Raw genomic sequence first — 14,962 nt, 5'->3', positions numbered from 1 at the left:
ATCTATTATTTACTGGTAAAACTATAAAATTAGAAAAATGATCAAAAAAGAAATCCGTCTCCTTGCATTGGCAATGATCCTGGGTGTAGCGGCAAATGCACAATCCGTACAGGATGGTGTAAAGCAGCTGTACCAGGGCAAGGTACTGGGAGCTAAGTCAATTTTTGAAAAACAGGCAGATAAACCGGAAGCAACGTACTGGCTGGTGAATGCAGATTTAACGAACCAGGACACTGCCGGAGCCAAAGCAGCATTGGATAAAGCCCTTGCAGCCAAACCCAACGATGCGTGGTTGCTGGTAGCTAAAGGAGAACTGCAACTGGCTGATAAAAAGGCAGATGAAGCAAAACAAAGCTTTGAAGCAGCACTGACTGCAAGTAAAGGCAGGAAAGGCAACGACCCGGAGATCCTGAATGCGATAGGTGCGGCTATTACCAGGATCTACAATAATATTGATAAGGTAGGAGACATTAATTATGCGGTGCAGAAGCTGGAGGAAGCAAAATCACTTACTGAAAAAAGCAAGGATGAATGGTTAAGGGCCGATATACTAACGAACCTGGGCGATGCTTACCGTAAGGCCAGCCCGGGAGATGGTACCAAAGCATATAGTGCTTACAGCGATGCAACTACAGCTGATCCCAGTTTTGCAAAAGCATTTCTGAGAACTGCATTAATTTTCCGTTCTCAGAAAAATTATGACCTGTTCCAGCAAAATATAGATAAGGCAGTTGCTGCAAACCCTGCGTTTGTACCTGCTTATGATGCGTTGTATGAATATAAAATCGGAACAGGCGATTTTAACGGAGCACAAGGTGTGGCTGACAAAATCATAGCCAACTCTGATCCGTCCCCGTTCAACGATTATTATAAGGCACAGACTTTCTACTTTAATAAACAATATGATCAGGCTATTACTTCTGCCAATGGCATTGTGCAAAAAATGGGCGAGCAGACTCCTGCCAAAGTATATAAATTATTAGGCTATGCTTATATTGATAAAGGAGAAGCTGCAAAAGCATTGCCTTTTGTTGAAAAATATTTTGCAAAAACAGATCCTGAAGATCTGTCACCGCAGGATTATAACCTGAAGGCTATGGCCTACGCCGCTACGCCCGGTAAAGAAAATGAAGTGTTACAGGCTTATATGGACGGTTTAAAATCAGATACTTCAACCGTGAACAGGGTGAAAATGCTGCAGGAAGGTGCAAAATTCTTTGGTGATAAAGGCAACCATGAAGTGCAGGGAGATCTGTTGGCAGAAGTATTGAAGATCAAACCTGACCCAGGTATTCGTGATTATTTTGATGCAGGATATACCGGATATTATCAGGCAAAGGACTACGAGAAAGCCTGGAAAGTATTTGATGCGATGCGTACCAAACACCCTGATGTGAATTATGGTTATTTGTGGGCATTTAACAGCAGCCGGATCTTTGATTCGACCAATGCTAAAAATATTTTAGTACCTGATGGAGAAAAATTAATTGCATTTTCACAAAAGGATACAGCCGTTGATGCAAAGAAGAATCTGTTCAGCGCAGCAACAACTTTGGCCACCTATTATGTGAATGTGGCTGGCGACAGGGAAAATGGCCTGAAATACCTGACCCTGGCAAAAGGCGCTACGGATGATGCCGGCGTACAGCAGCAATTACAGGGCTTTATAGATCAGGTAGGTAAAATGAGTGGAAAATCGTCAGGCGCTTCAGGCGGCTCGGCACCCCAAAAAGATTCTACAGGTACCGCACCTAAAGATTCTACCGGCACAAAAGATTCTACCGGCACAAAGCCTCCTAAGTCGCAGAAATAACAGCTATTTTAGATATTGTATTAAACAGCTCCGGAATTTTTCGGGGCTGTTTGCTTTTTGGCACATTAAAAAAAGGTTTTGTTAGCAGGTTACCTTATTTTTGCGTATTGCATAATTGAGATGATTAGTTTAGTTATACAAGCGGGCTTGGATACCTCAAGCTCCTATTTACCAATAGGGTTGCAAATTATTTTTGCGGTAGGCATGATCGCCACATTAATGGGAGTTACTCACTTACTGGGGCCAAAAAGAAGAACTGCTGATAAGCTGCAGAACTTTGCCAGTGGCATTGAATCGCACGGTGAGGCACGCCAGCCCGTAGCTATTAAGTATTTCCTTACAGCCATTCTTTTTGTGTTGTTTGATGTAGAGGTGATCTTTTTTTATCCTTATGCAGTGAATTTCAGGGAACTGGGTTGGGGCGGCTTTTATGCAGTGCTCCTCTTTGTGGCTTTTTTCCTCTGCGGGTTTATTTATATCATAAAACGCGGAGCCTTAAAATGGGAGGATTAAAGCTGATCTTTAATCCTGTTTTTTTGTTATTGTAGTAGAAAAACTAAGAAATTATGCGACCTGTATCATACAATATTAAGCCTAAAAAGGCGGATCTGAAAGACAGCCTGATGATGGCAGATATGCCGGATGGTCATCAGGGAGAAGGTTTTTTTGCCACCACATTAGATAGTGTAATTGGTCTGGCCCGTAAGAATTCCTTATGGCCGCTTCCTTTTGCCACTTCCTGTTGTGGCATTGAATTTATGGCTACAATGGCAGCCACTTATGACCTGGCGAGGTTTGGCAGTGAGCGCGTGGGGTTCTCTCCCCGCCAGTGTGATCTGCTGATGGTAATGGGCACCATTGCCAAAAAAATGGGCCCGGTTGTAAAACAGGTATACCTTCAGATGGCAGAGCCCCGTTGGGTGATTGCAGTAGGAGCCTGTGCCAGCAGCGGAGGTATTTTTGATACGTACAGCGTGTTACAGGGAATCGACCAGGTGGTTCCGGTAGATGTATATGTGCCGGGTTGCCCTCCAAGACCGGAAGCAATACTGGACGGGGTAATGCGCATACAGGATCTGGTGGGTAAGGAAAGCCTTAGAAGAAGAAACGGTGAGCAATACAAGGCCTTGCTGGAAAGTTATGGAATACAATAGCCCTCAGCCCTAAAGGAAGAGGGAATTAAAAAAATAAACGCCCCTTCAGGGGTTTGGGTATGGGATTGACCAATGAGCATATAAAAGAAAAACTGGTTGAGAAATTTGGCAATCAGGTTTTTGATTTTGAGGAACAGTATGGTTTGCTGAGCTTTGCATCTGATAAGGAGCTCAACCTGAAGGTGCTGAACTTTCTGGTAGAGGAGCCTTCGCTTCAGTTTGGATTTCTTACTGATTTATGTGGCGTTCATTATCCTGATCATAAGGGAAAGGAAATAGCCGTAGTGTATCATTTGCATAACCTGCTGGAGAATGTGCGTGTGCGGTATAAAATATATACCAGTATCAATCAGCCTGATGTTTATACGGCTACCGGGCTTTTTGCGGCAGCCAATTGGATGGAGCGCGAAACATATGATTTTTATGGGGTCAACTTTATAGGGCATCCAAATTTAAAGCGCATCCTGAACGTGGATGAAATGGACTATTTCCCGCTGAGAAAAGAATACCCGCTGGAAGATCAGAGCCGTATTGATAAAGATGATGAAATGTTTGGCAGGGGAGCCTTATAAATAAAAAGGAAAGAGGGTTAATTTTGAATATAGATTATGAGTGATCATGTTTTATTGCCCAGTGGCAGTATAGAAAAACAAACAACTACACTAAACCTGGGCCCTACGCACCCGGCAACGCACGGTGTATTCCAGAACATTATTGAACTGGATGGAGAAAAGATTGTTTCGGCAGATTCAACCGTTGGCTATATTCACCGGGCTTTTGAAAAAATAGCCGAACGCAGGCCCTTATACCAGATCACCCCGCTTACAGATCGTTTAAATTATTGTTCTGCTCCAATTAATAATATCGGCTGGCACCTTACCTGCGAAAAATTATTAAAGGTACAGGTGCCCAAACGCGTGGATTATCTGCGGATTATTATTATGGAACTGGCGCGTATTACGGATCACCTGATCTGTAATTCCATTATGGGCGTAGATTCCGGCGCTTATACCGGCTTCCTGTACGTAATGCAGTACCGGGAACTGGTGTATGAGATCTACGAAGAGATCTGCGGTTCCCGCCTTACCACTAATATTGGCCGTATCGGCGGTTTTGAAAGAGATTTCAGCAATGCCGCTTTTGAAAAAATTGAACGGTTTTTAAAAGAATATCCCGCTGTGCTGAAGGAATTTGAAGACCTGTTTACCCGCAACCGGATCTTTATGGACCGCACAATAGGCGCAGGCCCTATTTCCGCAGAACGGGCATTGAATTATGGGTTTACCGGCCCTAACCTGCGGGCCGCCGGTGTGGATTATGATGTTCGGGTAACAGCTCCTTACAGCAGCTACGAGGAGTTTGAGTTTGATATTCCCGTAGGGTCAAAGGGGGATTCTTACGACCGGTTCCTGGTGCGCAACAATGAAATGTGGCAAAGCCTGCGCATCATTGAACAGGCCATGCAAAAGCTCGGCAACCTGAAAGGAGGAGAGGCCACCGAGTACCATGCTGATATTCCGGAATATTACCTGCCTCCCAAAAAGGATGTTTATACAAAAATGGAAGCCCTGATCTGGCACTTCAAGATCATTATGGGTGAAATAGATATGCCTCCGGGGGAGGTTTATAATGCAGTAGAAGGAGCCAACGGAGAGCTGGGTTTTTATTTTATAAGCGATGGCGGCCGCACGCCCTACCGGCTGCATTTCAGAAGGCCCTGTTTTATTTATTACCAGGCATATGCCGAAATGGTAACCGGGGCCATGCTGAGCGATGCTATTGTAGTAATGTCATCCATGAACCTGATAGCAGGAGAAATGGATGCATAAACAGATTTTATAATTGATGAATGAAACAATGATAGAGTTTTCTCAGGAACAGTTGGAAAAAGTGAGCCAGATCATTGCCCGGTATCCGGAAGGCAGGCAGAAAAGCGCCCTGCTGCCGGTATTGCACCTGGCCCAGGAAGCGTTTGGATGGCTGAGCACTGAAACGATGGACTATGTGGCATCGCTTTTAAAGATTGAACCGATTGAAGTATACGAGGTGGCAACTTTTTATACGATGTACAACCTGAAACCGGTTGGCAAATATGTTTTTGAAGTGTGCCAGACCGGTCCCTGTATGATCCAGGGAAGCGATGATATCATTGCCTATATCGGGGAAAAACTGAATATAAAACCGGGGGAAACAACGGAAGACGGACTGTTTACCCTGAAAACGGCGGAATGCCTGGGTGCGTGTGGCTATGCACCTATGATGCAGATGGGCAAATATTATAAAGAGCACCTTACAAAAGAAAAAGTGGATGCAATTATTGCCGAATGCAGGAATAATGCTTCGGCATCGAATTAATAATAAAGTACAATGCAGGTAATTACTCCATATCTGAATTTTAACGGCAATGCTGCAGAAGCATTGGATTTTTACGCAGCTGCGCTGGGCGGGCAGGTGGTGCACAAACAAACCTTCGGAGAAGCGCAGGCTGATTTTCCAAGCCCGGATGCGCATAAGGATAAAATTATGCATGCATTGTTTAGCGCCGGTGAATTGAATTTTATGGTGAGTGATTGTGCGCCAGGCGCAGAACCGGTTACCAGTGGAACCAATATAAGCCTGGCGCTGAATTTTACAGACGAAGCATCCATTACTCAAACCTTTGAGGCGCTGGCAGCGGGAGGCACTATAACCATGCCATTACAGGATACCTTTTGGGGCGCTAAATTTGGTATGGTAACAGACCGGTTCGGGATCAGCTGGATGTTTAACTACGATAAGCCAAAAAGTTAATTGTATGGCAATTTAACTTTTGAAAAGGATAAAGAATAATGAGCAGTATAAAACTACTTTTAGAAAACGCACATATAGAAGGGATCAGGTATTTTGACACCTACCGGAAGAACGGAGGTTACAGAAGTGTTGAAAAAGCCTTAAAAATGGCTCCGGAAGACGTGGTGGAGGAAGTAAAGAAAAGCGGCCTCCGGGGGCGCGGCGGTGCCGGGTTCCCGACAGGTATGAAGTGGAGTTTTATAGCAAAGCCGGAAGGCGTTCCCCGCCATCTGGTGTGCAATGCAGATGAAAGCGAACCGGGAACCTTTAAAGACCGTTACCTGATGGAGTTTATCCCGCATCTGCTCATTGAAGGATTGATCGTTTCCAGTTATGCACTGGGTTCCAATACCACCTATATTTATATCCGCGGGGAATATGCCTGGATCCCTGATATCCTGGAGCAGGCTATAGCAGAGGCAAAAGCCAATGGTTTCCTGGGAAAGAATATCCTGAATTCCGGTTTTGATTGTGAGATCTATGTTCAGAGAGGTGCCGGCGCCTATATCTGCGGAGAAGAGACCGCGTTGATTGAATCACTGGAAGGAAAGCGTGGCAATCCGCGTATCAAACCTCCTTTTCCTGCTGTTAAAGGGGCCTGGGATCGGCCAACGGTGGTCAATAACGTAGAAACACTGGCAGCCGTTGTGCCCATTATGAATATGGGAGGTGAGGAGTATGCGAAAATTGGTGTGGGCCGGTCTACCGGTACTAAATTAATATCGGCCTGCGGTAATATCAATAAGCCCGGTGTTTACGAAATAGACATGACCATTTCCGTTGAGGAATTTATTTACAGCGATGAATGGTGCGGCGGCATAAAGAATGGCAAGCGCCTGAAAGCCTGTATACCAGGTGGATCTTCGGTGCCTATCCTGCCTGCGAATCTTTTGCTCAAGACCGCAAAAGGCGAGCAGCGGATGATGAATTATGAAAGTCTTTCTGACGGAGGTTTTGCAACCGGAACCATGATGGGCAGCGGTGGTTTCATCGTATTTGATGAGGATCAGTGCGTGGTAAAGCACACGTATACGTTAGCGCGTTTTTATCGTCATGAAAGTTGCGGGCAATGCTCTCCCTGCCGGGAAGGGACCGGCTGGATGGAAAAATTATTACTGCGGCTGGATCAGGGGCATGGCAAAATGAGCGACATTGACCTGTTGTGGGATATACAGAGTAAAATAGAGGGAAATACGATCTGCCCGCTGGGCGATGCGGCAGCCTGGCCTGTTGCAGCAGCCATCAGGCATTTCCGTGATGAGTTTGAATGGCACGTTACCCACCCGGAAGAAGCGCAGCAAAGGAATTATGGGCTGGCCCATTATGCAGATCCGCTGCCGGTACCGGAGCCTGTAGCGGTGTAGTGCATTTCTCGCAACGACGCAATGGAATAGCGATCGCGGTAAAGAAAAGATTGAATAAAGGGTTTAATAAATGTATCTCTTTTATTGCAGTTGTGGATCAACCAGTAGATGTTAACCGAAAATGATATAGCCACCGGAGTTTTAGATCTTTGTTTTAAAATGCACAGGCAATACGGCCCGGATTATTTGAGAGCGTATATGAAGAGATATTGTGTTATGAATTGACAAAGGCCGGTATTCCATTTAAAAGACAACATGGAATTCCTGTTATTCATGAAGGACTCAGAATGCAAGTAGGGTTTAGAGCAGACCTTATTGTTTATGAAAAAGTGTTGTTCGAATTAAAAAGTATAGAGGCTGTTGCAGATGTGCATTATAAACAGGTACTTACTTATCTGAAATTGACCAATCTGAAACCTGGTATTTTAGTCAATTTTAATGTAAGCCTGTTAAAAGATGGGATAAAAAGAATTGTGAATAAACTATAAAAGCCGCGCCGCTGCTTTGCTGTGGTCGCTGCGAGAAATAAATATGGCGGACGAAGTAAAACAACAACCACCTGCAAACTTTAAGGTAACTATTGATAATATTACAATAGAAGTGCCCCCTGGCACCACCATTTTGCAGGCAGCAAGATTTATTGGTGGTGAAGTGGCGCCCCCGGCCATGTGCTACTATACCCCGCTGCAGGGCAGTGGCGGTAAATGCCGTACCTGCCTGGTAGAGGTAAGCAAGGGATCAGAAAAGGATCCGCGCCCTATGCCAAAGCTGGTAGCCAGTTGCCGTACTACTGTTATGGATGGCATGGAGGTAAAGAATATTACCAGTGAAAGGGTTATTGCTGCCCGTAACAGCGTTGTGGAATTCCTCCTCATCAACCACCCGCTGGATTGCCCTATTTGTGACCAGGCCGGTGAATGCAAATTGCAGGATCTGAGCTATGAGAATGGTAAAAGCGGCACCCGGTATGAATTTAAAAGACGTACGTTTAAAAAGCACAACCTGGGCAAATACATTCAGCTGCACATGACGCGCTGTATTCTTTGTTACCGTTGCGTGTTTACGGCAGACCAGTTAACCAGCAAACGCCAGCATGGAGTGCTGGATCGCGGAGACCATGCGGAGATCGCCACCTATATCGAAAAATCACTGGATAATGAATTTATCGGTAATGTCATTGATGTATGCCCTGTGGGCGCGTTAACGGATAAAACATTCCGGTTCAAGAACAGGGTATGGTTTACAAAACCTGTAGATGCGCATCGTGATTGCCCAACCTGCTGCGGAAAGGTAACGTTGTGGGCACGTGGTCACGAAGTATTGCGGGTAACGGCACGTAAAGATCAATGGGGTGAGATTTTACCCGCTGAAGATGGTAAAACCGGCTGGATTTGCAATGAATGCCGTTTTGAAAAGAAAGATGTGAAAGATTGGGTAATTGAAGGGCCAACAAAAGTAGCACGCGGCTCTGTAATTGGCGCCAATCACTATGAAGTGCTGGATATGCCCAAGGAAACGATCGGTGAAGTAATGGGGCATGCACCAAAATTATTAATGGATATTCACAGCGTAAGCGATGTGAATGACCCGGATATTGATCTGAGCAAAATTCCTGGCCCCGCTACCGGCGATGTGTTCAATAAGAAGAAATTAATTGAAGAACGAAAAGATTAACAAGCTATTTTTTAAATATGTATCTACTGGCTATTGATTGGTTTTTTATTATTGAGAAATTGGTGCTGATCGCGCTTATTATTACGCTGTCAATGGTGGTAGCCATGTATGCTACATATGGCGAAAGAAAGGTGGCGGCTTTTATCCAGGATCGTATCGGTCCTAACAGGGCAGGCCCTTTTGGGCTTTTGCAGCCACTTGCAGACGGCGGCAAGCTCTTTTTTAAGGAGGAAATCATTCCCTTGGCCTCTTCCCGGTTTTTATTCATACTGGGACCGATGCTGGCCATGATTACGGCGTTGCTTACCAGCGCGGTTATTCCCTGGGGAACAGCTGTAAAGATCGGTGAGCGTATGGTGCCGCTTCAGGTAGCCGATGTAAATATTGGCATCCTTTACGTTTTTGGTGTGGTAAGCCTGGGAGTATATGGCATCATGTTGGGCGGATGGGCCTCTAATAATAAGTTCTCCTTACTGGCAGCCATTCGCGGCGCTTCGCAAATGGTCTCTTACGAGCTGGCAATGGGGATGTCCCTGATTGCAATACTGATGCTTACCGGTTCCCTGCAAATGAGCGCTATTGTTGATGCGCAGCGGGGCGGTGCATTAGGTGACCTGGCCAGTTGGAATATCTTTGGCGGCGGCTGGCAGATACTGGGATTCCTGATCTTTTTTATCTGTGCGCTAGCTGAGTGCAACCGTACTCCGTTTGACCTTGCTGAAGCAGAAAACGAACTGAATTTTGGCTATCATCAGGAGTATTCCAGTATGAAACTTGGATTTTACCTGTTTGCCGAATATATCAATATGTTTATAAGCGGTGTTATTATGTCCACGCTTTATTTTGGAGGTTATGATATCCCGTTTGTAAATGAGGCAAAGCTGGCCATGCAGATAGGCGGGAATTGGGTGGCTGTGCTGACGTTCCTCTGTTTATTTCTGAAAGCGCTGATTTTTGTATTTGTGTTCATGTGGATCCGCTGGACCATTCCGCGCTTCCGTTTTGACCAGCTAATGCATCTGGGCTGGAAACGCCTGATACCGCTGGCATTGCTGAATATGATCATTACAGCATTGGTGGTATTATGGCTGAAGAAGTAAGCAGTGTGAGATAGATCGACAATAGTGAATTGAGTTCGGAAACAAGAAATTAAAAGAAGTTAAACAATTAATAAAGGTATGGGCGTACAATTAACAAACAGAAGCAAACCCGTTGATCGAAGACCGATGAACTGGGTGGAGCGCAGCTACCTGGTGAATATTTTTAAAGGGATGGCGATTACGCTGAAGCACTTTTTTAAAAAGAAAGTGACCATCCAGTACCCCGAAGAACAGAGGCCCTTCAGTAAAGTGTTTCGCGGGCTTCATATCCTGAACCGGGATGAAGAAGGGCGTGAACGATGCACTGCCTGCGGCCTTTGCGCCGTTGCGTGCCCGGCAGAAGCCATTACAATGGAAGCAGCAGAAAGGCAGGAGGGAGAAGAAAACCTGTACCGCGAAGAAAAATATGCAGCCCGTTATGAGATCAATATGCTGCGCTGCATCTTTTGCGGTTATTGCGAAGAAGCCTGCCCCAAAGATGCCATTTATCTTTCTCAAACCTTTACCCCGTCTAATTACACCCGCAAAGGGTTTATTTATAAAAAAGAGGATCTGTTGATCCCCAACCCCGTTACAGATCCTGAAGGCTATAAAAAGGCACTGGGAACCATTAAAAGAGAAAAGGAAGAAGTTTAGAAGCTCTAATTAAAGATCAAAATGAATATAACACAGCTTTTATTTTGGATACTTACAGTGATCGCAATCGGCAGCGCACTGATGGTCATTACCAGCAAGAACCCCGTGTATAGTGTCCTGGGGCTGATCATAACTTTCTTTGCCATTTCCGGTCATTATATTTTAATGAATGCACAGTTTCTGGCTATTGTAAACATTATTGTTTATGCGGGTGCCATTATGGTGCTCTTTCTTTTTGTGATCATGTTAATGAATTTAAGCAAAGCAACAGAAACGTTAAAAAATAAATGGATGCAGATCGTAGGCGCCATTGCAGGAGGGTGCCTGTTCCTGGTGCTGGTAGCTGCTTTGAGAAATACGGAAGTAAAAAAGAACCTTGTAGAAATGGGTACCGGTAATATCGGGTTGGTAAAGAACCTCGGGCATGAGCTGTTTACTACTTTCGTTATCCCGTTTGAGATCGCCAGCATTTTATTTTTAAGTGCCATGGTGGGAGCAGTAGTTATTGGGAAAAAAGAATAAGGAATAATAAATATTAATACTGATAGCTGAAAACTGAAAACTGAAATGCCAGTAAATTATTACATAACCCTTGCACTTTGTTTGTTTGCAATTGGTGTGGTGGGGGTTTTAACGCGCAGGAACGCCATTATTGTTTTTATGTGCATTGAGCTGATGCTGAATGCTGTAAACCTGTTACTCGTTGCTTTTTCAAAAATGCACCATATAGCCAAAGGAGCTGCGGCTGTTACAGGAACAGATGGTCAGCTGTTTGTATTCTTTATTATGGTGGTAGCCGCCGCAGAGGTAAGCGTGGGGCTGGCTATTATTGTAATGATGTACCGAAATGTGCACTCGATAAATATTAATTTCTTAAACAGGTTGAAACATTAACAGGATCCCGTTTTATTATGAAGAATGTGTTAGATATCGTTTATTTAATTCCGTTGTTACCATTAATAGGCTGTTTAATAAACGGGCTGGGAAGAAAAAGCCTGTCCAAAGGCGCTACAGGGGTTATTGGAAGCGGTGTAATCCTGGTTTCGTTTGCCATAAGCCTTTGGGCTTTTTTTCAGGTACGCGCCGGCAATACACATACCGCTGAATATTTTCCTTTTATTAATGTAGGTAATTTAAAAATACCCTTTGCGTTCCAGATCGACCAGCTATCTGTCATATGGCTGCTGATCATTACAGGTGTTGGGTTTCTGATACATGTGTATTCCACCTCTTATATGCATGATGAAAAACCGGAACATTTTGGAAGGTACTTCGCTTACCTGAACCTGTTTGTATTTTCCATGCTGCTGCTGGTAATGGGAGCTAATTTTGTCATCATGTTTATCGGCTGGGAAGGGGTTGGTCTTTGTTCTTACCTGCTGATCGGCTTTTGGTTTAAAAGGGATGAATATGCCCGGGCAGCAAACAAGGCTTTTATTATGAACCGTATTGGCGACCTTGCTTTCCTGGTGGCCTTATTCATGCTGATCAACAGGCTGGGCACTACCACATTCAGCGAGGTTTTTACCAATGCTTCACTGGCAAAATTCTCAACTAAGGAAATCACGGCCATTACCCTGCTGCTGTTTGTTGGTGCCACCGGTAAAAGTGCACAGATCCCCCTGTACACCTGGCTGCCGGATGCCATGGCAGGGCCAACACCGGTATCCGCTTTGATCCATGCAGCTACAATGGTTACCGCGGGTATCTATATGATTGCACGCAGTAACCTGATGTTTTCCATGGCCCCTGCAACATTAAACGCAATTGCGGTTATTGGTATTGCTACTGCGTTGTTGGCTGCTTCCATTGCGTTGAAGCAGAATGATATTAAAAAAGTGCTGGCCTATTCAACTGTAAGCCAGTTAGGCTACATGTTCCTTGCTATAGGAAGCGGTGCTTATGTAGCAGCCGTTTTCCATGTAATGACGCATGCCTTCTTTAAAGCATTGCTGTTCCTGGGAAGCGGCAGCGTGATCCATGCAATGGGGGGCGAGCAGGATATGCGTAAGATGGGCGGACTTGCAAAATATATGAAAGTGACCAATATTACTTTCCTGATCGGATGTTTTGCCATTGCAGGCATTCCCGGTTTTTCAGGATTCTTTTCTAAAGATGAGATCCTGGCCGGTGCCTTTGCTAAATCACCCGTTCTGTATGTTTTGGGTTTAGCCGGTGCTTTAATGACTGCGTTCTATATGTTCCGGCTGTATGCAACCACCTTTAATGGTCAATTCCGCGGAACAAAAGAGCAGGAGCATCATTTACATGAAAGCCCTGCTGCCATTACGGTTCCGCTCATTCTGCTTGCCATTCTCTCTGTGATCGGCGGGTTTGTGGGTATTCCGGAATTTATGGCACAGGGGGCGCACTCCCTGGCCGGGTTCTTACAACCTGTTTTTAAGGATTCTTATGCCCTGTTACCTGTTCATGAAGCAACGCACAGTACAGAATGGTTGCTGGCAGGGCTCTCATCTGTATTGGTAATTATTGTAGTGGCATTTGCCTGGAGCCGGTTTTCCAGAAAACCGGATCTGGAAGAGGCTACAGGTCTTGGAAAAATACTGGAGAACAAATGGTATGTTGATGAATTGTATGATGCGATCATTGTAAAACCTGTTAATGCTTTTGGTACTTTTTTAAATAATGTATTTGATAAAAAGGTAATAGACGGTATTGTAAACGGAGTGGGAAAACTGGTGCGCTATGGTGGCCGCCAGTTGCGTTGGTTGCAGAGTGGGCAAACCGGAGCGTATATTCTCATGATGGTGCTGGGAATGGTACTGATTTTTATTGTACAGTTTTTTTTAAGGAAGTAACAGGCATTGAATAGGAATAGAAGAGATCTTACATCTGAACACTGATCCCGATAGTTATCGGGACTGAATACTGAAAATCTGAATACTGAAATATGATCGCATTGTTGTTGATACTGGTGCCTTTAGTGAGCGGACTGGTTACTTTTTGTATAAAGAGGGAAGAGCAGGTTCGTACCTGGTCATTGCTGTCAGCTATTATAACATTCATTATTGCCATACTGGGAGTAGCCGTATATAGCACCCCGGATAGCTGGACCTTCAAAGCCCAATGGATGGGTTTGCTCAATAGCAGCTTTTCTCTTGGCGGCGATGGTATGGGCATTATGCTTTGTATGCTGACAGCATTATCGTACCCTGTTATTTTTCTTTCTACCTGGACGACTGCCTATAAAAAGATAAACAATTTTTTTGGACTGATGTTGCTGGCACAGGCAGGGATGATGGGGGTATTCCTTGCAATGGATGCGCTGCTTTTCTATTTTTTCTGGGAGCTGGCCTTGATCCCTGTTTATTTTATCTGTTCTCAATGGGGAGGCGAAAAGCGTATTGCGGTCACTTTTAAATTCTTTATTTATACGTTCATTGGTTCGCTGTTAATGCTGGTAGGTATCTTGTATATTTCTTCAAAAACGGCGGGCAATTCATTTGATATTACTGCATTCTATAATACAGGGCTTGCTCCTAAAGAGCAGGGATGGCTTTTTTGGTTATTCTTTGTGGCCTTTGCCGTAAAAATGCCTGTATTTCCTTTTCATACCTGGCAGCCGGATACTTATCAGCAGGCGCCCATCGCCGGCACAATGGTTTTAAGCGCATTAATGGTAAAAATGGGAGTGATGGGGCTATTACGATGGCTGTTGCCGGTATTACCGGTTGCCTCCTATAGCTGGGGAGATACTGTGTCTACCATGGCTGTAACCGGGATTGTTTATGCATCATTAATAGCCCTGCGGCAAAACGATATGAAGCGGCTGGTGGCCTATTCATCTATTGCCCACATCGGGCTGATGTGTCTGGCTGTATTTGCAGAAGACAAAAGCGCCCTGCAGGGCACTCTGATACAAATGTTCTCTCACGGGATCAATATTCTGGGAATGTGGATGATCGTGGCGGTCATCGAACGCAAATTTGGCACCACCAAAATGTCTGACTTGGGCGGTATTGCACAAAAAGCTCCGGCGCTTGCTTTCTTTTTTGTAATCATTGCTTTTGCCAATATTGCTTTACCGCTGACCAACGCATTTATCGGCGAGTTCATGATGTTCAATGGTATCCTGAGCTCAGGAGTTACACAATACGGTATTCCCTTAATGGCTACTGCTGGCCTGGGGATCATTCTGGGTGCGGTATATACGCTGAATATGGGGCGCAGGGTGTTTTTTGGTAACACCAATGCATTAACGGAAAAGGGAACCGATATCACCTTTCATGAAAAAGCCGTTCTGGCAATTATTGTGGGCGCTATTTTAATTATAGGCGTTTACCCGCAACCGCTGTTACATTCATTCGATCAGATCAGTCAATCCATTTTAAAACATTCAGATGTGCTTTATTTATTAAAGAAGCATTAAGA

16 protein-coding genes are annotated in these 14,962 nt (G+C 44.7%); all 16 read left to right on the top strand.

Features of this window, described 5'->3' with window-relative positions; genetic code table 11:
• The first annotated feature begins 37 nt into the window (after positions 1-37).
• The 16 genes from A8C56_RS16585 to A8C56_RS16510 all read left to right on the top strand — a co-directional run bounded on the left by A8C56_RS16585 (position 38) and on the right by A8C56_RS16510 (position 14,960).
• A complete protein-coding gene (locus A8C56_RS16585; protein ID WP_067758429.1) occupies positions 38-1,813 on the top strand; it encodes a tetratricopeptide repeat protein in 1,776 nt (591 codons plus the stop codon).
• A 147-nt stretch (positions 1,814-1,960) separates the two neighbouring features.
• Positions 1,961-2,326: an NADH-quinone oxidoreductase subunit A gene (locus A8C56_RS16580; protein ID WP_245645546.1), complete on the top strand. Its 366-nt coding sequence runs from the start codon at positions 1,961-1,963 to the stop codon at positions 2,324-2,326.
• 53 nt (positions 2,327-2,379) lie between these two features.
• Positions 2,380-2,967: an NADH-quinone oxidoreductase subunit B gene (locus A8C56_RS16575; protein ID WP_067758422.1), complete on the top strand. Its 588-nt coding sequence runs from the start codon at positions 2,380-2,382 to the stop codon at positions 2,965-2,967.
• A gap of 59 nt (positions 2,968-3,026) precedes the next feature.
• A complete protein-coding gene (locus A8C56_RS16570; protein WP_067758419.1) occupies positions 3,027-3,539 on the top strand; it encodes an NADH-quinone oxidoreductase subunit C in 513 nt (170 codons plus the stop codon).
• Between the two features lie 36 nt (positions 3,540-3,575).
• Positions 3,576-4,796, top strand: coding sequence for an NADH-quinone oxidoreductase subunit D (locus tag A8C56_RS16565; protein WP_067758416.1), 1,221 nt, complete (start codon positions 3,576-3,578; stop codon positions 4,794-4,796).
• 28 nt (positions 4,797-4,824) lie between these two features.
• On the top strand, positions 4,825-5,322 hold the full coding sequence (locus A8C56_RS16560) for an NADH-quinone oxidoreductase subunit NuoE family protein (protein ID WP_218917194.1): 498 nt from the start codon (positions 4,825-4,827) through the stop codon (positions 5,320-5,322).
• Between the two features lie 12 nt (positions 5,323-5,334).
• Positions 5,335-5,757 carry a VOC family protein gene (locus A8C56_RS16555; RefSeq protein WP_067758412.1) on the top strand — a complete coding sequence of 141 codons (423 nt, stop codon included), beginning with the start codon at positions 5,335-5,337 and terminating at the stop codon, positions 5,755-5,757.
• A 38-nt stretch (positions 5,758-5,795) separates the two neighbouring features.
• Complete coding sequence (nuoF, locus tag A8C56_RS16550) at positions 5,796-7,160, top strand: NADH-quinone oxidoreductase subunit NuoF (protein ID WP_067758409.1); 1,365 nt, start codon at positions 5,796-5,798, stop codon at positions 7,158-7,160.
• 209 nt (positions 7,161-7,369) lie between these two features.
• The gene (locus A8C56_RS16545; RefSeq protein WP_317041077.1) at positions 7,370-7,648 is read left to right on the top strand and encodes a GxxExxY protein; all 279 of its coding nucleotides are present in this window, start codon (positions 7,370-7,372) and stop codon (positions 7,646-7,648) included.
• 43 nt (positions 7,649-7,691) lie between these two features.
• Positions 7,692-8,834, top strand: coding sequence for a 2Fe-2S iron-sulfur cluster-binding protein (locus A8C56_RS16540; RefSeq protein ID WP_067758406.1), 1,143 nt, complete (start codon positions 7,692-7,694; stop codon positions 8,832-8,834).
• A 17-nt stretch (positions 8,835-8,851) separates the two neighbouring features.
• The gene (gene nuoH / locus A8C56_RS16535; protein ID WP_179946948.1) at positions 8,852-9,934 is read left to right on the top strand and encodes an NADH-quinone oxidoreductase subunit NuoH; all 1,083 of its coding nucleotides are present in this window, start codon (positions 8,852-8,854) and stop codon (positions 9,932-9,934) included.
• A 78-nt stretch (positions 9,935-10,012) separates the two neighbouring features.
• Positions 10,013-10,570, top strand: coding sequence for an NADH-quinone oxidoreductase subunit NuoI (gene nuoI, locus A8C56_RS16530; RefSeq protein WP_084490249.1), 558 nt, complete (start codon positions 10,013-10,015; stop codon positions 10,568-10,570).
• Positions 10,571-10,591: 21 nt separating this feature from the next.
• Positions 10,592-11,092: an NADH-quinone oxidoreductase subunit J family protein gene (locus tag A8C56_RS16525; protein WP_067758401.1), complete on the top strand. Its 501-nt coding sequence runs from the start codon at positions 10,592-10,594 to the stop codon at positions 11,090-11,092.
• Positions 11,093-11,137: 45 nt separating this feature from the next.
• A complete protein-coding gene (gene nuoK, locus A8C56_RS16520) occupies positions 11,138-11,464 on the top strand; it encodes an NADH-quinone oxidoreductase subunit NuoK (RefSeq protein WP_067758400.1) in 327 nt (108 codons plus the stop codon).
• Positions 11,465-11,481: 17 nt separating this feature from the next.
• Positions 11,482-13,389: an NADH-quinone oxidoreductase subunit L gene (gene nuoL, locus A8C56_RS16515; RefSeq protein ID WP_179946947.1), complete on the top strand. Its 1,908-nt coding sequence runs from the start codon at positions 11,482-11,484 to the stop codon at positions 13,387-13,389.
• 92 nt (positions 13,390-13,481) lie between these two features.
• A complete protein-coding gene (locus A8C56_RS16510) occupies positions 13,482-14,960 on the top strand; it encodes a complex I subunit 4 family protein (protein ID WP_067758398.1) in 1,479 nt (492 codons plus the stop codon).
• Positions 14,961-14,962: the final 2 nt, after the last annotated feature.

Origin of the sequence: Niabella ginsenosidivorans (genome assembly GCF_001654455.1) — a bacterium.
GTDB classification, from domain to species: domain Bacteria; phylum Bacteroidota; class Bacteroidia; order Chitinophagales; family Chitinophagaceae; genus Niabella; species Niabella ginsenosidivorans.
Note: the sequence above shows the minus strand (reverse complement) of the source record. Positions and strands in the feature narration are given on the sequence as shown.